The 23,267-nt window shown below is 35.8% G+C and carries 19 protein-coding genes; 11 read left to right on the top strand and 8 right to left on the bottom strand.

The genetic code is table 11. From position 1 onward, the window contains the following. The first annotated feature begins 42 nt into the window (after positions 1 to 42). Entirely contained in the window at positions 43 to 2,199 is a 2,157-nt protein-coding gene (locus tag NCE97_RS10145; protein WP_353779014.1) for a peptidylprolyl isomerase, read from the top strand. Between the two features lie 54 nt (positions 2,200 to 2,253). Here NCE97_RS10145 and NCE97_RS10140 read toward each other — a convergent pair whose 3' ends face one another. Next, positions 2,254 to 3,531 carry a GYDIA family GHMP kinase gene (locus NCE97_RS10140; protein ID WP_353779012.1) on the bottom strand — a complete coding sequence of 426 codons (1,278 nt, stop codon included), beginning with the start codon at positions 3,529 to 3,531 and terminating at the stop codon, positions 2,254 to 2,256. A gap of 43 nt (positions 3,532 to 3,574) precedes the next feature. Then, on the bottom strand, positions 3,575 to 4,867 hold the full coding sequence (locus NCE97_RS10135) for a hydroxymethylglutaryl-CoA reductase, degradative (protein WP_353779010.1): 1,293 nt from the start codon (positions 4,865 to 4,867) through the stop codon (positions 3,575 to 3,577). A gap of 159 nt (positions 4,868 to 5,026) precedes the next feature. On the opposite strand from NCE97_RS10135, the gene NCE97_RS10130 reads away from it, so the two are divergent. The 4 genes from NCE97_RS10130 to NCE97_RS10115 all read left to right on the top strand — a co-directional run bounded on the left by NCE97_RS10130 (position 5,027) and on the right by NCE97_RS10115 (position 11,153). Then, a complete protein-coding gene (locus tag NCE97_RS10130) occupies positions 5,027 to 7,258 on the top strand; it encodes a S9 family peptidase (RefSeq protein ID WP_353779009.1) in 2,232 nt (743 codons plus the stop codon). Between the two features lie 26 nt (positions 7,259 to 7,284). Then, positions 7,285 to 8,670, top strand: a complete 1,386-nt coding sequence (locus NCE97_RS10125; protein WP_353779007.1) for a peptide MFS transporter — start codon at positions 7,285 to 7,287, stop codon at positions 8,668 to 8,670. Positions 8,671 to 8,722: 52 nt separating this feature from the next. Next, positions 8,723 to 10,501 (top strand): peptide MFS transporter, encoded by a 1,779-nt coding sequence (locus tag NCE97_RS10120; RefSeq protein WP_353779006.1) that lies wholly within the window; start codon positions 8,723 to 8,725, stop codon positions 10,499 to 10,501. An 88-nt stretch (positions 10,502 to 10,589) separates the two neighbouring features. Beyond that, entirely contained in the window at positions 10,590 to 11,153 is a 564-nt protein-coding gene (locus NCE97_RS10115; protein ID WP_353779005.1) for a thioredoxin family protein, read from the top strand. A 5-nt stretch (positions 11,154 to 11,158) separates the two neighbouring features. Here NCE97_RS10115 and NCE97_RS10110 read toward each other — a convergent pair whose 3' ends face one another. The 4 genes from NCE97_RS10110 to surE are packed head-to-tail and all read right to left on the bottom strand — an operon-like array spanning position 11,159 to position 15,670. Next, entirely contained in the window at positions 11,159 to 13,180 is a 2,022-nt protein-coding gene (locus NCE97_RS10110; RefSeq protein WP_353779003.1) for a ComEC/Rec2 family competence protein, read from the bottom strand. Positions 13,181 to 13,221: 41 nt separating this feature from the next. Then, a complete protein-coding gene (locus NCE97_RS10105; RefSeq protein WP_353779002.1) occupies positions 13,222 to 13,725 on the bottom strand; it encodes a C40 family peptidase in 504 nt (167 codons plus the stop codon). A gap of 4 nt (positions 13,726 to 13,729) precedes the next feature. Beyond that, positions 13,730 to 14,848, bottom strand: a complete 1,119-nt coding sequence (lpxB, locus tag NCE97_RS10100) for a lipid-A-disaccharide synthase (RefSeq protein ID WP_353779001.1) — start codon at positions 14,846 to 14,848, stop codon at positions 13,730 to 13,732. Positions 14,849 to 14,893: 45 nt separating this feature from the next. After that, entirely contained in the window at positions 14,894 to 15,670 is a 777-nt protein-coding gene (gene surE / locus NCE97_RS10095) for a 5'/3'-nucleotidase SurE (protein ID WP_353779000.1), read from the bottom strand. Positions 15,671 to 15,815: 145 nt separating this feature from the next. Between surE and NCE97_RS10090 the strand changes: the two genes are divergently transcribed. The 3 genes from NCE97_RS10090 to NCE97_RS10080 are packed head-to-tail and all read left to right on the top strand — an operon-like array spanning position 15,816 to position 19,853. After that, entirely contained in the window at positions 15,816 to 17,987 is a 2,172-nt protein-coding gene (locus NCE97_RS10090; RefSeq protein ID WP_353779218.1) for a carboxy terminal-processing peptidase, read from the top strand. Positions 17,988 to 17,993: 6 nt separating this feature from the next. After that, the gene (locus NCE97_RS10085) at positions 17,994 to 19,091 is read left to right on the top strand and encodes an ABC transporter permease (protein WP_353778999.1); all 1,098 of its coding nucleotides are present in this window, start codon (positions 17,994 to 17,996) and stop codon (positions 19,089 to 19,091) included. Positions 19,092 to 19,103: 12 nt separating this feature from the next. After that, entirely contained in the window at positions 19,104 to 19,853 is a 750-nt protein-coding gene (locus NCE97_RS10080; protein WP_353778998.1) for a hypothetical protein, read from the top strand. Positions 19,854 to 19,892: 39 nt separating this feature from the next. Here NCE97_RS10080 and yihA read toward each other — a convergent pair whose 3' ends face one another. Next, a complete protein-coding gene (gene yihA / locus NCE97_RS10075) occupies positions 19,893 to 20,507 on the bottom strand; it encodes a ribosome biogenesis GTP-binding protein YihA/YsxC (protein WP_353778996.1) in 615 nt (204 codons plus the stop codon). A gap of 20 nt (positions 20,508 to 20,527) precedes the next feature. Further along, on the bottom strand, positions 20,528 to 21,292 hold the full coding sequence (locus NCE97_RS10070) for an alpha/beta fold hydrolase (protein WP_353778994.1): 765 nt from the start codon (positions 21,290 to 21,292) through the stop codon (positions 20,528 to 20,530). 291 nt (positions 21,293 to 21,583) lie between these two features. Between NCE97_RS10070 and NCE97_RS10065 the strand changes: the two genes are divergently transcribed. The 3 genes from NCE97_RS10065 to NCE97_RS10055 are packed head-to-tail and all read left to right on the top strand — an operon-like array spanning position 21,584 to position 23,254. Beyond that, positions 21,584 to 22,054 (top strand): division/cell wall cluster transcriptional repressor MraZ, encoded by a 471-nt coding sequence (locus NCE97_RS10065; protein WP_353778993.1) that lies wholly within the window; start codon positions 21,584 to 21,586, stop codon positions 22,052 to 22,054. After that, complete coding sequence (rsmH, locus tag NCE97_RS10060) at positions 22,041 to 22,937, top strand: 16S rRNA (cytosine(1402)-N(4))-methyltransferase RsmH (protein ID WP_353779217.1); 897 nt, start codon at positions 22,041 to 22,043, stop codon at positions 22,935 to 22,937. The genes NCE97_RS10065 and rsmH overlap by 14 nt, the downstream gene beginning before the upstream one ends. Continuing rightward, positions 22,934 to 23,254, top strand: coding sequence for an FtsL-like putative cell division protein (locus NCE97_RS10055; RefSeq protein WP_353778992.1), 321 nt, complete (start codon positions 22,934 to 22,936; stop codon positions 23,252 to 23,254). The genes rsmH and NCE97_RS10055 overlap by 4 nt, the downstream gene beginning before the upstream one ends. Positions 23,255 to 23,267: the final 13 nt, after the last annotated feature.

Genomic DNA, 23,267 nt, shown 5'->3' with positions numbered 1-23,267 from the left:
ACTATTTTCGCACACTTATTTAAATGAACTTAATACGATACAATGGCAGTTTTAAATAAAATTAGACAGCGTTCATTAGTTTTAATATTGGTAATTGCAATGGCATTATTTGCTTTTGTATTAGCAGACTTGTTTAGAAATACTGATGCATTCAGTGGAAATTCTCAGGATGTAGTAGGAACGGTTAACGGAACAGATATAAAAAGAGATCAATTCGCGTTGCGCGTTGAGAACTTTCAAAGACGTCTTGGACCTAACAGTTCTTCCCTACAAGCTGTAAACTCTATCTGGAATCAAGAGGTAGAAACAGCAATCATGAATGGAGAGTTTGAGGAATTAGGCTTATCAGTAGAGCAAGATCAAATGAGAGAGTTGCTTAAAACCAATTTTGCCTCTTACCCTGAGTTTCAAAATGAAGCAGGAGTTTTTGATGAAAATAGATTGAACGAGTTTATAGCTAACCTTCAGGAAATCAAGCCAAATAGAGCTCCACTTGGAAACTTTCAAATAAACTACGACGAATGGGTTAATAATGAGCAAAGCATTGCTTCAAGAGGACTAAGAACATCTTACTACAACATGGTCAAAGCAGGAGTTTCTGCAACGATCAATGAAGCAGAAGCAGAGTATGAGTCAGAATCTAAAACTGTAGATCTTAGCTTTGTTTATGTGCCTTATACAACAATTAATGACAGTTTAGTTGAAGTAACTAAATCAGACTTCACTAATTTCATTAAGAACAACGAAGATGAATACAAAGTTGAAGAAAGCAGAGAAATTGCTTTCGTTGAATTCAATGAAATTGCTTCAGAACAAGATGAGCAAGATATCCAAGCAGGAATTCTTAATGCTTTAAAAACGAGAGTTGAATCTACTGAGCAAGATGGCGTTGTATATACGGACACTATCGTAGGAATGTTAGAAGCAACTGATATCGCAGATTATATAAACCTTAATTCTGACATTAAATTCGTTGATAATTATGTTAACAAATCTCAGGTACCTGCAGCAGTTAGCGATAGCATATTCAACCTTGAAGTAGACGAATACTATGGGCCATACAAAGAGGGAGAGTTTTACAAATTGACTAAGGTAATTGAGTCAAAGCAATTACCAGATTCGGTTAAAGTAAGACACATATTAATATCTCATATTGGCGTACAAAATCCAAGTCCAGATGTAACAAGAACTGTAGCTGAAGCTGAAAAATTAGCAGATAGTGTTCTTAATGTTGTAAAAAGCGACAGATCAAAGTTTGCAGATTTAGCTAAAGAATTATCATCAGATCCTGGAAGTAAAGATAAAGGTGGTGAATACGATTTCCACCCAAAAGGTACTATGGTAAAGCCATTCAATGATTTTGAGTTCGAAAACAATGTAGGAGATATGGATGTCGTACAAACTAACTTCGGTTTCCATGTTATTGAAATCTTAGATCAAAAGAATAAGAGTAGAGCTTTAAAACTAGCTACACTAGCTAAGAAAATAGAGCCTTCTACAGCTACAGAAGATAAAGTGTTTAACGATGTACAGAAGTTTGAGTTGGCACTACAAAATGGAGACTTCCAAGAGTTAGCAAAAGAAAGAGAGTTAACGGTAAGACCAGTAACGGTTAAAGAATTGGAAGAAAATATTCCAGGTCTTGGAAATCAAAGACAGATTGTACGTTGGGCTTTTGAAGATGAGTCTAAAGTAGGAGACTACAAGCGTTTCTCTATTCCTGGTAAAGGATTTGTAGTAGTACAACTAGTTAAAGAGAATAAGGAAGGTTTAATGAACCCAGAAAGTGCTTCTCCAGTTATACTTAATAAAATCAGAAACGAGAAGAAGGCTAAGCTTATTAGAGATAAAATTACTGCTAGTACAATTGAGGAAGTCTCTAAAAACCAAGGGCAACCAAAGCGTACGGCTGCAGCATTAAATATGAAGAACCCAACGCTAGCTGGAGCAGGTAAAGAACCATTAGTTGTTGGTGCTGCATTTGGACTAGAAGAAGGAGAAACTTCTAAACTTATTGATGGTGAGAAAGGCGTATACTTAGTGCAAGTTACTAAGGCTAATGACTATACTAAACTAGATAACTATTCAGCTATTGTTAAACGATTAACAACTGCCAGAGCAAACGGAGCACAATCTAAAGTGTTGAATGCTTTAAAAGATGCAGCGGATATCGAAGACAATAGAGCAACGTTTTATTAATAACTAACTAAACACTAGTTTAAAGGGCTTCACAATTTGTGGAGCCTTTTTTTATTATAGAATTAAATCAGAATAGGGTATAATAGTATTGAAGCCTTTGCTTTTGAAATACGCTTCAGGGTTAGTTCTAGAAGTTGCTAAAACGAAATCACCTCCCCAAGCTCCAAGGCTTTTAATGCTTCCATCAAAATCTGAAAAGTAAACTGATTTTACAGTGTCTTGTTCAATGATCTTGGAAATAATGTTTTCGTGTTTACTGATTAGTCTTTCAAATTCGGTGAGACTAGTACTGTGAATTACTTCTTCAGTAATACTATTTATGTCATCAATTACAGAAGGTGAAATAGGTCGCTTTTGCTTGTATTGATTTATAGCGTCTCTACTGTTTCGCTTTGTATTCAAATAAACAAAATACAAGTGCTCCTTAAATTCAGGGTTAAATTCAACTGGAGTAACTATCGGAGTATTATCGATAAGTTGATAAGTAATTGCAGAATTGTGCTGAGCACAAGCAATATCATAACCACTTCCTCCAAAAGTAAGTTTTAGTAGCTCATAGGCATCAACCTTAGTCCAAGTCGCTAGATTATTTATTAATGTTGAAGAGGTTCCAAGTCCCCATTCTCGATTGAAATCTAAATGGGTTTCAATTTTGAAACCTGAAGTTGTATCAAAGAAATCAGGATTTAATACTTTTAAAGCTTTAAAAATCTGAACAAGCCTGTTTGAAACTTTATCGTCATTCTGACTTAGAATTCTGTCATCACTTATAGAGAAAACAGTTTCATACCAAACGTTAGCTTTTTGATCAATGCTTTTCCAATGGATTTCAGGCTTATCTAGAGATTCAATAGACAAAGATTGACCTGGCTTAGTTGGTAAAGCAAGAGATAATGCACCATCCAAAACAAGATACTCACCTGTGAGTAATAACTTGCCGTTGCTAAAGAAGGTGTTTTTCTGATTAGTGCCTTCGAGAGCCTCAGTCACCATGTATTCCTGATCTTGGAGGCTGAGGTTCTCGAAGCCTCCTTTTTTAGAGATGATATCTCTATATGCAAGGGATAGTTCTGGGAGTTTATGTGAATTATTATTTATAAGAGCTTCTTTTTTGGTTCTATTCCAGCCTTGAATCTGTTTCTCCCTCAAAAAGGCTTCGTCAATTCGTTGATGTTCTTCTAAATAAACTAAAGTAACAGGAAGTCTTTTTTTTGTATGATTGGCACCATGACCAGATTGATGTTCTAATAAACGTTTTTCAATATCAATTGTACTCCCTGTATAATAAGAGCCATCTGAGCATTTTAGAATATATACGAATCCTTTTGGCATAAAATTAATGGTGTCTTCGACTCCGCTCAGACACCGAGTGTCCTCAATTTCTCAATTTATTAATCTCCTGTATTACAGCGCTATGAGATACAGTTTTGTCCTTAAAATAATCAAGTAAAGTAGATTTTTCAGAATCATTAGCTTCAACCTGATTAAGAATATTCATCAAATGCATTTTCATGTGCCCTTGCTGGATACCTGTCGTTGTTAAAGAACGCAATGCTGCAAAGTTTTGAGCCAAACCAGCCACAGCAACAACTTTCATTAAGTCTTTAGCCGATGGGTTGCCTAGAAGCTGAAGTGAGAACTTCACTAAAGGATGAAGACGTGTTAAACCTCCAACAGTTCCTAACGCCAAAGGAATATCAATCCAAAATTTGAAAATACCATCTTCAACAGAAGCATGTGTTAAACTACTGTATTGACCATCTTTTGCCGCATAAGCATGAGCGCCAGCTTCAATTGCTCTAAAATCATTTCCTGTAGCAAGTATCACAGCATCGATACCGTTCATAATACCTTTATTGTGAGTCACCGCACGATAAGGTTCAACTTCTGCGATTTTGACTGCCTGTACAAACTTTGTGGCGAAATCTTCAGCAGTAATGTTTGGGTCTTCATTGAGGTCTTCAACCTTACAGGTCACTGAGGCTCTAACAATACATTCAGGCACATAATTAGATAGGATACTCATAGTAATATTCAGATCACCATCAAGGCTACAGCCTACTTCACGCTTTAGAGTCTTTGCAAATTGCTCAAGGCAAGAATTAATAAAATTAGCGCCCATGGCATCTAAGGTTTCAAACGTACAATGCAATTGGTAGTAATTAGCCATCAAAACCGTTTTATCCTTAAGCTGAATGTCTAGTATACCACCACCTCTGGCCTCCATGTTCTTAGTGATTGGTTTAGCATCACTAATGATTATGGATTTAATTGATTCGAAACTGTCGAATAATGTTTCACTGTTTCCAGAGTATGTGAAATGGACTTGCCCTACTTTTGTAGTTGACAAAACTTCAGCCTTAAAACCACCTCGATCTAACCAGAATTTTGCCGCTTTACTTGCAGCAGCTACAACAGAACTTTCCTCAATAACCATCGGGATAGTATAATTGATGCCATTGATTAGAAAGTTTGGAGCAACACCATATGGTAAATAATAATTCGTAATGGTGTTTTCAATAAACTCATCATGTAATTGTTGAAGCTTTTCGTTGGTATTCCAATATTGCTGTAAAACTAACTTAGCATCATCATTACCATTGAAGTAACGTTCAATGATCCAGTCAATTTTTTTAGATTTAGACAGTTTAGAAAACCCTTTAATCATACTATCTGTTTGTCTGTAATTTGTATTCCTGCAAAGATACTATTCTTGGTATGAATATTGTGCGAGTACTACTAATAATAAGGATTTACTGTTAATAGTTACGGTTTTTTGCATTATTTTTAGTAAACTTGGCATCATTTTGTCAAAAAAACTACCTTAATGAAGATATACAAAAGTTTAGCGATTTTTGCCTTTTTATTTACCTTTTCACTTACTGGACAGAATAAAGAGATTACTCTTGAAGATATTTGGGGAGGAACTTTTAGAACACAAGGAATGCAATCGCTTCATTCCATGAATAATGGAAAACAATATTCTGTTTTAAATTTTGATAGGACGAACGGTACATCTTCAATTGATATCTACAATTATAAAACATTAAGTAAGGACAAAACATTATTAAATTCTGCTGACCTTTCAGAAATTCAATATTTCATAGACTACACTTTTAGCAAGGATGAAAAGCAGGTGATACTAACTACCGAATCAATTCCAGTCTTTAGACGCTCTACTTTGGGAACTTATTATGTTTACAATACAGAAGACAAGAGCCTGATAAGGATTTCTGATGAATTAATTCAGGAGCCAACGTTATCTCCAGATGGTACTAAAGTAGCCTACGGTTTTGAGAACAATCTGCACATAAAAGACCTAACTACTGGGACTACATCTCAAATCACTAAAGACGGTGTTAAGAATAAAATTATCAATGGGATTACAGATTGGGTTTATGAAGAAGAATTTGCCTTTGTAAGAGCGTTCGATTGGAATGCATCTAGCAATAAAATAGCCTTTATTCGCTTCGATGAAACAGAAGTTCCAGAATTCTCTATGGATGTATACGGGCGAGATTTGTACCAAACTCAACAAGTTTTTAAATACCCTAAGGCAGGTGAGAAAAACTCGATAATATCATTACATATCTATGACTTAGGTGATGCCTCTACAAAAGAGGTAAAAGTGAGTAAGCCATATTCAGATTATTACATTCCAAGAATCGAATGGACTAATCAACCCAATGTGTTAAGTGCGCAGTATATGAATCGTCACCAAAATGAGTTGGACCTTTGGATGATTGATGCTGCAACAATGTCTTCAAATTTGGTTTTAGCTGAAACAGATAACGCTTACATTGATGTTACAGATAACCTAACATTCCTGAAAGACGATAGCTTTATTTGGACTAGTGAAAAAGACGGATACAACCATATTTACCATTACGATAAAAACGGAAAGCTAATTAATCAAGTAACAAATGGTGATTGGGAAGTGACGAACTACTATGGTTATGATGCTAAGTCTAAGCGTATTTTCTATCAATCTGTAGAGAATGGTTCTATCAATAGAGACATCTACAGTATTGGTTTGAATGGGAAAAATAAGAAACGACTTTCTAAAACTGATGGTACTAACAGAGCAGCTTTTAGTGCTGACTTTACATATTATATCAATACACACTCTAGTGCAACATCACCACCAGAATACACGCTGAATGACTCAAAAGATGGAGACGTTATTAAAAGTATTGTTGACAATGATAAACTCGCTAAAAAACTACTAGACTATAAAACGTCCAAGAAAGAATTCAGTACGATCAATGTCAATGGAAACGACTTGAATATGTGGATGATAAAACCAGCAGATTTTGATCCAAATAAAAAGTATCCGCTCTTTATGTACCAATATTCAGGACCAGGTTCTCAACAGGTAGCAAACCGTTGGAATGGTAGCAACGATTACTGGTATCAGCACTTGGCACAAGAAGGCTATATTGTGGCTTGTATTGACGGAAGAGGAACAGGTCTTAAAGGAGCAGCCTTTAAAAAAGTGACTCAAAAAGAATTAGGGAAATATGAAGTTGAAGATCAGATTGAGGCTGCAAGACAGTTAGCCAAAAGACCTTATATTGATGAAGATCGCATCGGTATTTGGGGATGGAGCTACGGTGGTTTTATGAGTAGTAATGCACTATTCAAAGGTAGCGACGTGTTCAGTATGGCTATTGCAGTAGCACCTGTAACAAGCTGGCGTTTTTATGATACAATCTACACAGAACGTTACATGACAACTCCTCAGGAAAATCCAAGCGGTTATGATGAAAATTCTCCAATAAACCATGTCGATAAATTAGAAGGTGACTTTTTGTTAATCCATGGAACAGGAGACGATAATGTTCATGTACAAAACACCATGAGAATGGTTGAAGCATTGATACAAGCAGATAAGCAATTTGAGTGGATGATTTACCCTGATAAGAATCATGGTATCTATGGCGGAAATACAAGATTACACTTGTATAAGAAGATGACCAACTTTGTACACAAAACTCTGGGAGACAAAAGGGAAACTTCCAAAGAGGAGGAAAAGGAAAACATTAAGATCAAAGGATAAACTATAACTAACTAATAATAAATTTTATGGCAGATTCAGGAACTATAAAACAGAAAGAGCTATTTGGACATCCAGTCGGATTATATGTGCTGTTTTTTACAGAAATGTGGGAACGTTTTTCCTACTATGGTATGCGAGCAATTTTAGTACTGTATTTAGTAGCAGAAGTACATAGCGATAATGCTGGTTTAGGTTGGACAAATGGTGAAGCGTTAGCGCTTTACGGATGGTATACCATGTTGGTATATGTTATGTCTATTCCTGGAGGTTGGATAGCAGATAAGTTTTTAGGACAAAAGAAATCTGTTCTTTATGGTGGAATTCTATTAGTGCTGGGGCACAGTATATTAGCTGTAGAACAAATGTGGGCATTTTATACAGGTCTTGGGCTGATTATTGCTGGAGTAGGAATGCTAAAACCAAATATATCTACAATGGTAGGTGGTTTATATAAGCAAGGAGATATAAGAAGGGACAAAGGATTTACAATTTTTTATATAGGAATTAATATTGGAGCTTTCTTATCAAGTTTAATTGTTGGTTACGTAGGCGAAGTTCATGGATGGCACTATGGTTTTGGATTAGCAGGAATCGGAATGGCTTTAGGGTTACTTCAATATCTGTTAGGTCAGAAACATTTAAAGCATGTTGGTAATTTCCTTGGAACTTCAGAAAATGCTGAAGAGAAAGAAGCTATGAAAAAGCCACTTACTAAAATTGAGAAGGATAGAATAGTAGTACTTTTTATTTCGTTCTTATTAGTAATCGTATTTTGGGGAGCTTTCGAACAAGCAGGAGGTTTAATGAACATCTATGCTAAAGAAAACACCAATAGAATGCTTATGGGTTGGGAAGTTCCAGCGTCTTGGTTCCAATCGCTCAATGCAATGTTTATCATATTTTTAGGAACTTCGGTTGCAGCCTATTGGGCTAATCGAAAATTAAAAGGCAAAGTTTCTACCTCTTTATTCAAGATGATTATCGGTCTTATAATAATGGGTACAGGATTCTTCTTTATGTCTGCAGCTTCAGCAGAATTTGAAAGTACTGGAGCTTCAGCAATGTACTGGTTAGTATTAGCTTATTTATTCCATACAGTTGGTGAGCTATGTATTTCTCCAGTAGCACTATCCTATATTACTAAATTGGCACCACTAAAATATGCGTCTCTTATGATGGGTGTTTACTTTGCGATGACAGGATTTGGGAATAAATTAGCAGGTCTACTAGGTGAGTCAGCCTCAAAATTTGGAGAGTTTACGATCTTTACAGGTATTGCTGTATTCTGTGTGATTTTTGGAGCTCTGGTTCTATTGTTCAGAAAGAAACTAGAAGCCTTAACACATGGGGCAGAAGATAATGAGCGTACAATGCATGAAGAAGCTGAAGGCTTCGAATTAGCGGATAATTAACATATAAAAACCCTCTTTTCTGAGGGTTTTCTACTAACTAAACTTTTTCGATATGAATAAATCATCTGAGAATTTTTTTGAGAATAAGGTAATGGGGCACCCAGCAGGGTTGTTTGTACTATTCTTTACTGAAATGTGGGAGCGTTTCTCTTACTATGGCATGCGTGCCATATTGGTAATATTCCTTACAGGATTAGTAACCGGAGAAAATCCAGGTTGGGGCTGGAGTACTGAAGCTGCTTTATCTTTACTAGGAACCTATGCACTTTTTGTATATTTAACACCTTTAGTTGGAGGTTGGCTAGCCGATAAAAAAATAGGTTATCGTATGGCTGTTGTGATAGGCGCCTTATTGATGACGCTTGGTCATGCCGCGATGGCTGTTGAAACACCTACATTTCTCTACATAGGAATTGCACTGCTTATACTAGGTAATGGGTTCTTCAAACCTAATATGACCTCTATAATCTCAAAAATGTACGAAGGACACGATGAAAAGAAGGACGGTGCCTATAATATCTTTTATATGGGTGTTAATGCCGGTGCTTTCCTTGGAATCATGATGTGTGGATGGGTAGGCGAAAAAGTAGGTTGGAGTTATGGTTTCGGATTAGCAGGAATCTTCATGCTACTCGGAATGCTTCAGTTTTATTTTGCACAACCATTATTTGGAACAGTTGGGGACAAACCAATAAAACCAATAGAATCCCACTCCACTGTTGAAGTGGCCAAAGAGATTTTCAGAGGACAAACAGGCGATGATCCTAGACTTAATAAGTTCAGAATGATAGATGTCGTCTTAATAGTTGTATTTGCTATATCTGCACTTATTTTCATCATTAATGATCCGCTAAGTAAAATTGGAGATATTCAAACACTCAATTTCACCGTTGCAGGAATGGGCGATTCCTTATTCTTTGCTCTACTAGCTGCCGTAGCATTCATTTTGCTACTCATTATCAGAATTCCTAGATATGTTACCATAGAACGCGATAGAATGATTGCTTTTGCGATATTCTGTTTGTTTACCATATTCTTTTGGGCGGCTTTTGAGCAAGCTGCGGGATCGTTACCACTGTACACAAGAGATTTTACAGACCGCTTATTAGAAGGTGGTGCAGCAACAACTTTTAAAGTTGTTGATCTTATTGTTACTGTAGTTCCATTAGCAATTATTACCTATGTACTATTGAGTTTGTTCCGAAAAACATTCAATCGCATAGGATTATCTAATACAATTCTCGGATTCAGCTTTGTGATTGTTTGGGCAATTGTGATTTACAAATTATATGTTGAATTTCAATCAACAGAGACTGAAGTACCAGTAACCTGGTTTGCGATTCTAAACTCACTATTCATCATTATGTTTGCGCCACTATTTACGAAGTGGTGGGATAGCCGTTACAATCCGCCAGCATCCGTAAAATATTTCTTAGGATTATTCTTATTAGGGATCGGATTTGCATTTCTGGCTTTTGGGGCAAGACATGTACCTGCTGGAGCAGAAACAGCAAGCTTAAGTATGGCATGGCTAGTATTGGCCTACTTATTCCATACACTGGGAGAGTTGTGTTTGTCACCAATGGGATTATCCTATTTGAGTAAACTTATTCCAGCCAGAATGATTGCCTTCATGTTTGGGGTGTATTATTTAGCTATTGCGATCGGTAATAAGTTAGCACATTATGTAGGAGGTGATATTGAAAAGATAACAGCCGAGCATAGCTTGTCAGGATTTTTCTTGATTTTCACATTGATTCCAATTGGAATGGGTATAGTTGCTTTATTATTACACCCATTATTGAAAAAACTAATGCATGGAGTTCGATAATCGAATAAAACGTTAAAATAAACGCAAAATGCGCCTTTTCAGGCGCATTTTTTGTAAGTTCGGAATGGAAATTGCAACAAATTGAGTTATGAAAAGAGCCGTAATATTTATGCTTATCGCAGTTCTGGGAACTACTTTAAGCACAGCGCAAAAGAAGCAAGGTGACAAAATCAACTGGGTAAGTTTCGAAGAAGCTTTAGAACTTCAAAAGAAGAATCCTAAAAAGATAATGATGGACGTATACACCGTTTGGTGTGGGCCATGTAAGATGTTGGATAAAAACACCTTCAAAAATCAGGATGTAGCAGATTATATTAACAAAAATTACTATGCAGTAAAGTTCAATGCACAAGGTGATTCTACAATCTCCTACGACGGCAGAACTTTTTCAAATCCAGGATATGATCCAGCAAAAGCTCAGCGTAGAAATGCTTCACACGAATTAACGCGTTACTTAAGAGTAAGTGCATTCCCTACAATGGTCTTTTTTGATGAAGATGGCAAAATGATTGCGCCAATAAAAGGCTACAAATCACCACAGCAATTAGAGCTGTTTTTAAAACTGTTTAAAGACGATGACTATAAAGAGATGAAATCTCAAGAGCAGTTTAATGAGTATTATGCTGCGTTTCAACCCTCTTTCAAAGGTTAAATATCTCAATCAATTATAAATGCTCCCTTTTCATAAGTACTATGAAAAGGGATTTTTTTGTGTAAACAAGTAGCGCTCCAACGCGAAACATATGATTTGTAATTGCTAGCATCAGCAATGATTTGTTTTGGTTGCAAGCTATCAATCAAACGATTCAAGTTAAGCTTAGGTGAATTTCTGAGTAGTACATAATCAGGTTTAAATGATGAGACATTGTATAAACCCAAACTATCAATTATTAGGATGTTTTGCTTTTCGAATTGATATACATAGTCAATTGAATCAGATTCGATGGTATCAATTCTATTGCCAATTTTGTAGTTAGTCACTAAGTGCTCAGATCTTACATCACCTTGAAGATTATGATGTAGTTTTAATTTTGAATCATGCTGTATCCCAATTACACTATATCGATTCTTATTGAAAACAATAAAACGATCTTGTTTTACCTTCAAAAGACTGTACAAGAAAGATACTTGAACCAATATCAAACAAACAAATCCTAAAATGAGATTTCTTGTGTTTATTGATTTCAAAAACCTATAAGTTATCAAGATTAAGAGATAACAAGAGACTACTTGAAGTTCATTAAAAGAGATTTCTTTAAATAAAAATGACTCTTGAGCAGAAATCCATTCTACATAGTTGTTCATAGTAGAGAGTATAGAGCTATATACCTTCACTAACAATTCAGGGAGTACATCAAAATAGCTTAATACAATAACGAGCATTCCTAAGCTTAGAATAATACCCAAGGCAGGAATGATAATTAGGTTAGACACGATAAACAATCCTGGAAATTGATGAAAATAATAAAGACTAAGCGGCAATACACCAACTTGTGCCGCTAAAGTCACTGTGGCAATTTGCCATGCTTTATCTAGAATAATGAACTTTGGACGTTTTATGGAGTTGTAAAGTAAAGGCTGAAAACTCACTATGGCTAGTACAGCTGCGTAACTCATCTGAAAGCCAACATCAAATAAGAACATTGGTTTAAACAGCAAAATAAAGAAAGCTGAAATCGCAAGAGTATTATAAATATTAGTAATGCGTTTCAAATTGATTGCTATGGCTACCACAGTGAACATCGTTACCGCTCTGGTAACGGATGGAGATAATCCAGCAATGATGGCAAAACACCAAAGAAGCTGAACTATAATTACCATCTTTATATAATTCCCACGTTTCAATCGATCAAGAGGACTAAATAAAAACTGAAGGATGAATAAGATGATACCAACATGTAACCCTGAAACTGCAAGAATATGAATTACGCCAGCTTTTGAGAAATTAGTGTAGAGATCTTTACTAATGTCTTGTCTTTGTCCAAGAAGTAATGCTTGTATTATAGACAGTTCATCACTATTAAATGAACTTCCCTTTAGATTATTAGTGATTCGCTCCCTAAAGCGATTGGCATAGCTGTGAATAGAAGTTTTAGAAGAATCTATTACGATAAGAGCATCAGGTTTGAGAGTTAGTTGTCTGTAGATATATTGCTTTTGAAGATATGTTTTGTAGTTGAATTGATACGGGTTTAATGAACGTCTTATAGAATCTAAAGCTGCATATGCGTAATATCTATTTCCAACTGAAACGGCTTTAGTCAGAGAATCCTTTTTAATATTAAGAAGTATAGTGCCTTTGGTATTTAAAGAGTCAATGCTGTGAACATAAGCTTCATACTTATGGTGAAATTTTGAAGGCTTTAAGCGTTTGGTAATTTCAAAAGTAATAATGCTTGGTTCATCATTTTGAATTTTGGTATAGTGAAGCTCCCAGCGTTGTTCATCTTGAAGGTTATACGTTACAATACCACAGCAAATAAAACAAGAGAATATTAATAGGTAGAACGCAAAGGAAGTTCTAAAAGACTTTAGGAATGAAGAAATTAATGTGACTAGAGATATTACAATCAGTAATATAAAGGAATACCTTGTTGGTATTGTAAAACAATGCGCAATAAGAATGCCTATGATTAGGAATAGCGTAAATGCTATAAGAGGAAATCTCAATAATTTCATAAAGTAGGTTATTAAAATGGACTAATTTGGGGTGGCTAGGATCATAAAACTCGTCTGGCCTGTACATAAGCCAGATACCAATACCGTTCTTTTATCGATGAGGTAATGACGCCTTTGCTAGTCGTAGCATGGATAAACTCAAAGTCATCACCACGTACTTTGGTTACCAAACCAACATGGTTAACACGTCTGCTATTCTTTCGTGTAGCAAAAAACACCAAATCTCCAGGGCGTATCGCTTTAATATCGATCCAATCACCACGCTTTGCCATATCCGAAGAAATTCGTGGAAGCACAATATCATGCGCATTAAAGCTTGTGTATACTAAACCAGAGCAATCCATACCACGTTTGGTAGTACCACCATATTTGTATCGTACACCTTCAAACTGTTGTGCATAGCTAATAATCTTTGAGGCTTTTGGAGAATAGCTATTGGATGTCGTTGTTGTAGTTCTGGGTGATTTTTTGGATGCAGCCCGTTTCGAGGATTTGCAACTGCTAAGCGATAATAAGATACAGAGTATAAGTAGTGTTCGTTTCAATAGTTTAGTTAGATTTGGTTAAGCAGTTATAGATGAGTTGAGCGGCCTTGTCACTGGCACCTTTTCCGCCAAGCTTTTGTTCTAGCTCATAATAATCAAGATACAATTGCTCTCGGTGGCTCTCATCGAGTATTAAATTTAGTTCTTGTTTTAGTTGTTTGGTGTTTAAGTCGCCCTGTATAAGTTCAGTAACCACTTCTTTATCCATAATGAGGTTCACTAAAGAAATAAACTTTAGCGTAATAATGCGCTTTGCGATATGATACGAAATGGCATTCGCTTTATAGCAAACCACTTGTGGAACTTTAAATAAAGCTGTTTCTAAGGTTGCAGTCCCAGAGGTCACTAAGGCCGCTGTAGAAATACTCAATAAATCATAAGTTTCGTTTGATACAAACGCCACATTATTAGTCTTTATAAACTGCTGATAGAATTCATAGTCTTGGCTTGGCGCACCAGCTATGACAAATTGATAATCCGTAAAATCCTTCACAACACTGAGCATTACAGAAAGCATTTTTATGATTTCCTGCTTACGGCTACCTGGTAATAGTGCAATAATTGGTTTTTCATTAAGTCCGTGCTCTGCTCTAAATTTATATTCATCAACCTGAGAACGATCTGCAATGGCATCAATCAACGGATGACCAACAAAATGAACATCATAATTGTAAGACTTGTAAAATTCCTCTTCAAAAGGAAGAATAACATACATCTCATCAATATCACGTTTTATTTTCTCAACACGACTCGCTCTAGAAGCCCAAACTTGTGGCGAAATATAATAATGCGTTTTATAGTTTTCCTGTTTAGCCCATTTGGCTATTCTAAGGTTAAAACCAGAATTGTCTATAAAAATGATAACATCGGGTTGATATGTTGCAATATCAGTTTTACAGAATTTAATGAGCCCAAAGATCTTTCTTAAGTTGAGAATTACTTCCGCAAAACCCATAAAGGAGCGTTCCTTGTAGTGCTTTACCAACGTACCACCAACAGCTTCCATAAGATCGCCTCCCCAAAACCTGAAATCTGCATCAACATCTTGTTTGATGAGTGCTTTCATCAAATTAGAGCCATGCAAATCTCCTGAAGCTTCTCCAGCTATTATGTAATACTTCATAGACTGATGAATTTAATAGACCAAATTATGAATTTCGTGTAAATACTACTCATTAAGACTCCAAGTATTTAATAACTGGATACAATGATGGGCTGTAAGATCGAATTGAATGGGAACCACAGATACATAGCCATTTTCTAAAGCCCATTGATCGGTATCTTCACCTTTGTCTAAATTCACAAACTTACCTGTAAGCCAGTAATAATCGCGTCCCATAGGACTTTTACGTTTATCAAATTCCTCTTTCCAGTTAGCTCTGGCTTGTCGGCAGACCTTTATACCTTTTATATCCTCTTTAGGAAGATTAGGAAAATTTACATTGAGCACAACACCTCTCGGAATCCCTTGCTTTAAGGCATTAATAATAATGGTCTTTGCAAAATGTTTAGCAGCATCAAAATTGGCATTCCAGTTATAATCCAATAGCGAAAACCCAATAGCAGGAATCCCTTCAATACCAGCTTCTATAGCAGCACTCATAGTACCAGAGTAGATTACGTTGATAGATGCGTTAGAACCATGGTTTATACCAGACACACAAAGGTCTGGCTTACGATCCAAAACTTCATTTACAGCAAGTTTTACACAATCGGCAGGTGTCCCAGAACAACTATATTCCTTCTGATTTCCATCATCAATAGTAATATGTTCCACAAAAAGCGTAGAATTAATGGTTATGGCATGACCCATGCCGCTTTGCGGACTATCTGGAGCAACCACTACAACATCACCAATAGCGTTGCACACATCAATTAATGCGCGGATTCCTGGTGCTGTAATGCCGTCATCGTTAATGACTAGGATAAGAGGCTTTTTTGACATTTTTTGTTCACTTTTTTACCGTACTAAAATACACAAAATACCGATGAAACCCTTGTTATTAATGGTTTAACAAAAAATTATGTACAGCCAATTTTATTGGCATGGTTTTTTCTTTTATTTTAGTGAAAAATATACCATGAGATTTATGAGAAGGAATTATAGATTTTTGTTGCTTGCATTGCTTTTAGCATTTGCATCATGCAGTTTTACGTCTAAAAAGTTTAGTGACCCAAATAAGGACAAATTATTAATTCAGTTGATTACTTATGTTCTCGAAGAAGGACACTTTGATCCGAAGAATATTGATGACGAGTTCTCTCAGAATGTTTTTGATGACTATCTGCAGCAATTGGATCCGTTCAAAAGATATTTTTACGAATCAGATATCAAAGAATTTTCAGCCTATAAGGATAAAATAGATGATCAGCTTAGAGAATACGATATTACATTCTTTAACCTTACGCATCAAAGACTTTTAGAACGTATAGAAGAGTCTAAGAAAATCTATAGAGAAATTTTAGAAGATCCTTTCGACTTCACCTTGAATGAATCTTTTTCTACAGATTATGAAAGCTTGCCTTATGCAAAAAATAAGAAGCAAATGAAAGAGCGCTGGAGAAAGCAGTTAAAGTTTTCTACCATTGCAAATTTTGATGATGCGGTAAATCAACAAGATTTGGCGAGTGCTTCAGATATTCCTGAAGGAGCGTTTTCTGCTACCAATGATAAGGTAGATGGTAAACAAGAAATGAAGACAGATAAAGAGTTAGAAGCAGAAGCAAGAGAAGCTACACTTCGCTCTTTAGATGAGTTGTATGTATTTATTGATGATAGACAACGTAAAGATTGGTTTTCAGTATACATTAATGCCGTTGTAGAAGAGTTTGATCCACACACATTCTATTTTGCTCCAGAAGACAAAGATAGATTCGATGTTGCCATGTCTGGTAATTTTGAAGGTATTGGCGCAAGACTCCAGAAGAAAATGGATGCTATCGTGGTTAATGAAATTATCAGTGGAGGACCAGCTTGGCGTCAAAACGAACTTGAAGTCGGTGACAATATTCTTAAAGTAAGACAGGAAGAAGAAGAAGAAGGTGTAAATGTAGTAGGAATGCGTCTAGACGATGCTATCAAATTCATCAAAGGGCCAAAAGGTACTAAAGTAACGCTAACGCTTAAGAAAACTGATGGTACTATTGAAGATATTACCATTACAAGAGATATTGTAGAGTTAGAAGAAACCTACGCTAAATCTTCAAAAGTTGAAAAAGAAGGAAAAACATTTGGAGTAATTAACCTTCCTAAGTTTTATGTGAACTTCGAAGATTATAAAAAGAGAAATGCAGCTACAGATATTAGGCTGGAAGTAGAGCGCCTTAAAGCGGAAGGTATGGAAGGTCTTGTAATTGACCTTAGAAATAATGGAGGAGGATCGCTTCAAACAGTTGTCGACATGGCAGGGTTATTTATCAAAGAAGGCCCAATTGTACAAGTAAAGACTACTGGAGAGCCAAAAGAAGTTCTAAACGATAGAGATAAAGCTATTGTGTGGGATGGACCATTAGTAATTTTAGTAAACGAATTGTCAGCATCAGCATCCGAAATTTTAGCGGCTGCTATGCAAGATTATAAAAGAGCTATTGTTATTGGAAGTAAGCAAACCTATGGAAAAGGAACAGTACAAAATGTATTAGACCTTAACCGAATGGTGAGAAACAACAGTAATGGCGATATGGGAGCATTAAAGTTCACAACGCAGAAGTTCTACCGTGTAAATGGTGGTTCTACTCAATTAGAAGGCGTTAAGAGTGATGTGATTGTTCCAGACCGTTATAGCTATATAGACATCGGAGAAAAGGATCAGGAGAACCCATTGCCTTGGGATAAGATTGATGCAGTAGACTTCAACGAGTGGAGCAACTACTTTGATTACGATGCTACGATCAAAAAGAGTAAAGAGCGTATGGCTAATAATGAGCAATTAAGATTAATTGATGCCAATGCACAATGGATAAAGAAGATTAGAGATCGTGAAGTGTATTCTTTGAATTATGAAAAGTATAAAGCTGAAATGAATCTCAATGAAGAGGAAGCAAAGCGATTTGATAAAATTGGAGATTATAAAACAAACCTTACTTTTCAGTCATTACCTTATGAAATTAAGCTAATGGAGCAAGATTCTGTGCTTAAGCAAAAGCGTAACCGTTGGCATGAGGCTCTAAGTCAGGATGTTTATATTGAAGAAGCTCTAAACGTACTACACGACTTAAAAATGACTTACGAAATCAAATCAAAGGTCGCTGTAAAGAACTAATACTGAATGCATAGAAAAAGCAGTTCATTAACTCAACTTGCGCTCCGAAAATTCAAAAAGAATTTTTGGGGCGTTTTTAGTTTTTGGGTTATTGCTATAATTGGTGTCATTGCTATATTTTCCTATGTGTTAGCGCCAGATAATTCGCAATATGCCAACCAAATGCATTTGTCAATTCACTCTATGAAGCCAGGGTTTAAAGTTAGCATGCTTACCATACCTTCGGACATAAAGACGGATCAAAGTTATTTTTCTAAACTGTTTTTTGGTGTTAAGAATAGCGGTGTAGAAATGCCTATCTCTAGCTATCAAGTAGATGAAGAAACACTGACTTATGTAGAATATACAAAAGGCGAAAAAGAAGGAGATACTAAAATAATACCGCTTAGTGTCTTTCCAAATGGTGATTATAAACCATACATCAAAGAACATAAATTTTTATTCGGAACCGATAAATATGGACGAGATTACTTGAGTCGTATTTTGGTTGGATCTCGAATATCATTTTTTATAGGCTTTGTTGCTGTGTTTATTTCATTGATTATAGGAATAACCATGGGGAGTTTAGCCGGCTTTTATGGAGGAAGAGTAGATAAGATAATCATGTGGATTATCAACGTTACTTGGTCCATACCAACATTGCTGTTAGTCATAGCCATTACATTAGCCCTTGGAAAAGGATTTTGGCAAGTATTTATAGCTGTTGGGCTTACGATGTGGGTAGAAGTGGCTAGAGTGGTTAGAGGACAGGTGATTTCAGTAAAAGAAATGCAATACGTTACAGCTGCAAAAGCACTTGGATTTAAAAACTCCAGAATTATTATCAAGCATATTTTACCCAATATTATGGCGCCAGTCATTGTGATTTCCGCAGCCAATTTTGCAGCAGCAATACTCATCGAAAGTGGATTAAGCTTTTTAGGTATTGGAGCACAACCACCAATGGCAAGTTGGGGAGCAATGATAAAAGATCACTACAACTATATAATTCTCGGGAAGCCTTATTTAGCAATAATCCCTGGGCTTTGTATCATGGTTTTGGTAATGAGTTTTATGCTTATTGGGAATGCACTTAGAGATGCATTAGACGTTAAGACAGGATAATAAAAAGACAAAATGAAGCGATTAACAATCTTACTAGTTAATTTGATTATATGTTCAAATGTTTCTTATACCCAAGAAAGTGATCAAGAATTTAGTGATAGATATTTATCTGGTCTTTTTAAGACATTCTATTCTGTTGATACTGAAATTGCTAACTGTATGGCACCCATAATAGAAGAAAGGCTGGTATCTAGTCTTGATGATCCAGCAAATTTCAAATATCCATTTAAAAAATTATCCGAATATGTTACCATTAGAAGATCAGAAGATAGTCTAGTAAAAACTTTGAGTTGGGATAGAATAAATGGAGGAAGCTGGCATGATTATGCCTCGTATATACAATACAAAACAAAATATGGGGAAGTAAAATATCAAAGATTAGACTCAGGGGATGAATTTAGTACAGGAGAGCCTACAAGTGTTACTATCTATGATATTAGTGAGTTTAAAGTCAAAAGCGAAACCTATTATATACTTATGGGGTATGGAACTTATGGAGGAGGTAAGAAGCATATTTTGGCCAGAGCATATAAAATTAAAGGCAATGAACTGGCGTTATGTGACGCGATATTTCAAGGAGAGAAATATTTGTATATAGGAGCAAATCGAGGCGCTAAAATTAACCTAGAGTTTAATCCAGAATCAAAAACATTATCCTTTGATTATTATGAATTTGATGGAGACGTAGGGTTTTATAAAGGTGATTCTAGAAGAGTAACTTTAGTTTTTGAAAATGGAGAATTTGTTGAGCAGAAAAATTAGCGATTAACTAGACACTAGAAAGTCCTAACTATAAGAATCTTAGCTTTTCCTCAAAGCATTTATTTCATCATTTGTATCCTGAATGAACTGTAACAATTCATCCTTACCAATATACTTGCTAGAAGACGTAATAAAGTAGTTTGGCATCTCTTCCCATTGCTCTAATAGTATTTCGCTGTATTCATCAACATGACGTTCAATAGCCTTAGGTTTAAGCTTGTCAGCCTTTGTGAACACAATCGAAAAAGGAATCTGATTTTCACCCATCCATTGCATAAATTCTAAATCAACTGGCTGCGGTTTGTGTCTAATGTCTACTAAAACAAAAGCTGAAACCAGTTGGGTTCTTTTGGAAAAATAATCAGTAATAAATTTTTGAAAAATCTTTTTTGAAGACTTAGATACTCTTGCATAACCATACCCGGGAAGATCAACCAAATACCAATTATTATTTATGATAAAGTGATTAATCAGTTGCGTTTTTCCAGGCCTTCCAGAAGTCTTGGCAAGACTTTTTCGACCTGTAAGCATATTGATTAATGACGATTTCCCAACATTACTACGACCAATAAAAGCATATTCAGGCAACGTATTGCTAGGACATTTTGAAACGTCCGAATTACTCATTACAAACTCGGCAGATTTAATATGCATTTAGTGTGATATTAGAAGTTTTAAAACCCGCGCTTATTCAGCCAGGAATCTAAGATTTCGTTAAATAAATCAGGATGCTCCATCATAGCCGCATGACCACATTTGTCAATCCAAAATAACTCAGAATCAGGAAGTAAATCATTAAATTCTTCTGCAACTTCAGGAGGTGTAACCGAGTCATTCTTTCCCCAAATAATGCAAGTTGGTGTTTGCATTTTAGGGAGATCCTTGGCCATATTATGACGTATAGCACTTTTAGCGATAGCCAACGTTTTTACAAGCTTGTTTCTGTCATTTACAGTTGCATAAACTTCATCCACAATCTCCTTGGTAGCAACCTCTGGGTCATAAAATACATCCTGAGCTTTTTTCTTGATAACCTCATAATCGCTACGCTTAGTATAGCCACTTCCCATAGCGCTTTCATAAAGACCAGAGCTTCCCGTAATAATCAAAGCCTTAACTTTCTCAGGATACATTTTAGTGTGATAAAGTCCAATATGACCACCAAGAGAATTACCCAATAAAATCACTTCGTCAAAACCTTTAAACTCTATGAAATCATGAAGATAATTGGCAAAGCTTTTAACATTAGTCTTCAATAAAGACATGGTGTATATAGGAAGTTCAGGAATAACAATTTTATAGCCTCGCTCAGAAAAAAAACCTGAAACACCATCAAAATTACTAAGTCCACCCATCAACCCATGAAGCACAATAATTGGAGTTCCTTCACCAATCTCTATGTAGCTGAATTCTTTTTCTTTTTTTAAAATGTGCGCCATATAGGGTCTTTTGTTAAAAACAAATATAGTTAAATCCTACATATTTTAAAGCTACAATTATAGAGCCCAGAAGTAGGTTATGAGATAGATATCAACATTAGTTTTTCCACTTTCAAATGAAATTGTAATTCTTTGATAATTAGAACATCTCTTGCCTAAGATATGCTAGCAAAACGCATCAATTAAGCACTTCATCGAAAACTTATTAACAAAAGTGGGATATAGTGGGTAAATGTGGGTTTTTTTTCAATATATTTGAATCATAGTCGTTACAAGCTTAAAACCAAATATTTGAACCCATTAATAGGCACATACGAATGCAAAGCAGATGCAAAAGGAAGAGTACTTCTTCCTTCTGCTTTAAAAAAGCAGTTGTCTCCTGTTTTGCAACAAGGGTTTGTGCTTAAGCGAGCAGTCTTTCAACCATGTTTGGAATTATACCCTATGGAAGAATGGAATGCGCTTATGTCAAAGGTTAATAAGCTCAATCGCTTCAAGAAAAAGAACAACGACTTTATAAGACGTTTTACTGCTGGTGTGAAGATTATTGAAGTTGATAACTCTGGCAGATTATTGGTGCCCAAAGATCTTATGGCCTTTTCAGGAATAACTAAAGATGTGGTTATGGCATCAGCTGTTCATATCGTTGAAATTTGGGATAAGCAACGCTATGAAAAAGCTATAGATGATGCTACAGTAGATTTTGCTGATTTGGCAGAAGAAGTAATGGGACAAGATGACGACGACAATGGAATATCATAATCCAGTTCTGCTCCAAGAAACAGTAGACGGTTTAAACATTAAAGAAGATGGTGTGTATGTGGATGTCACCTTTGGCGGTGGCGGACATAGCAGGGAGATATTAAATCGGCTAGGAGAAAATGGAAGATTAATTGCTTTCGATCAAGATAAAGACGCTCTTTCAAATACCATTGATGACAATCGATTTTTACTAATCAACGAAAACTTTAGATACGTAAAACGATTCTTGAAGTTTTATGGATATAAGCAAGTAGATGGAATTTTAGCTGATTTTGGTGTGTCTTCACATCAGTTTGATGTTCCCGAGAGAGGATTTTCCACAAGATTCGATGGGCAGCTAGACATGAGAATGAATCAAGATGGAGACCTGTCTGCTTATGATGTGGTGAATACATATTCCGAAGATCAAATAAGAACAGTGCTGAAAGTTTATGGAGAGCTAAGGCAAGCGCCAGCTATGGCAAGAGAAATAATTGCGGCCAGACTAAATAAACCCATTGAAACCAGCGTTGAATTAAAACAGGTCTTGCAACGATTTTTGTTACCAAGAAAGGAACACAAGATTCTGGCCCAAATCTATCAGGCTATTCGGATTGAGGTTAACCAAGAACTGGAGGTTTTAAAAGAATTACTGCTTCAAACTTCAGAATTACTAAAAACAGGAGGACGCTTAAGCTTTATATCGTACCACTCTTTAGAGGATCGATTAGTAAAACGATTTATACGCAATGGACTTTTCGAAGGAGAGCCAGAGCGTGATGTATTTGGGCGTTTTGAAGTGCCATTAAAAAAAGTTGGAGGATTAATAATTCCAACAGCAGAAGAGATAGAACAAAATAACAGAGCAAGAAGTGCAAAGCTGAGAATAGCAGAGAAGCTATGAAGAAGAACATATACGGCATACTTAGAGGGAAATTTTTGATCAGCGATGATTCATTTAAGAATTGGAGGATGATCATCTTCATATCTGTTTTGGCTTTGATAATGATTGCTAGCTCTCACAGTGCAGATCAGAAGGTGCACGAGATTGCAAGGTTGAATAATGAAGTGAAAGAATTAAGATCGATTATGGTTGAAGGCCGAAAGACATTGATGGCTTTGAAAATGCAATCATCAGTCGTGAAAAAAGTATCAGAAAAAGGAATAAAAACATCCTTAATACCACCAAAAAAAATAAAAGTTAAATCTCAAAGCAACTAACAAAGCATTGGCA

The organism is Winogradskyella sp. 3972H.M.0a.05 (genome assembly GCF_040493455.1).
GTDB lineage: Bacteria > Bacteroidota > Bacteroidia > Flavobacteriales > Flavobacteriaceae > Microcosmobacter.
This window is presented reverse-complemented; position numbering and strand designations above follow the sequence as displayed.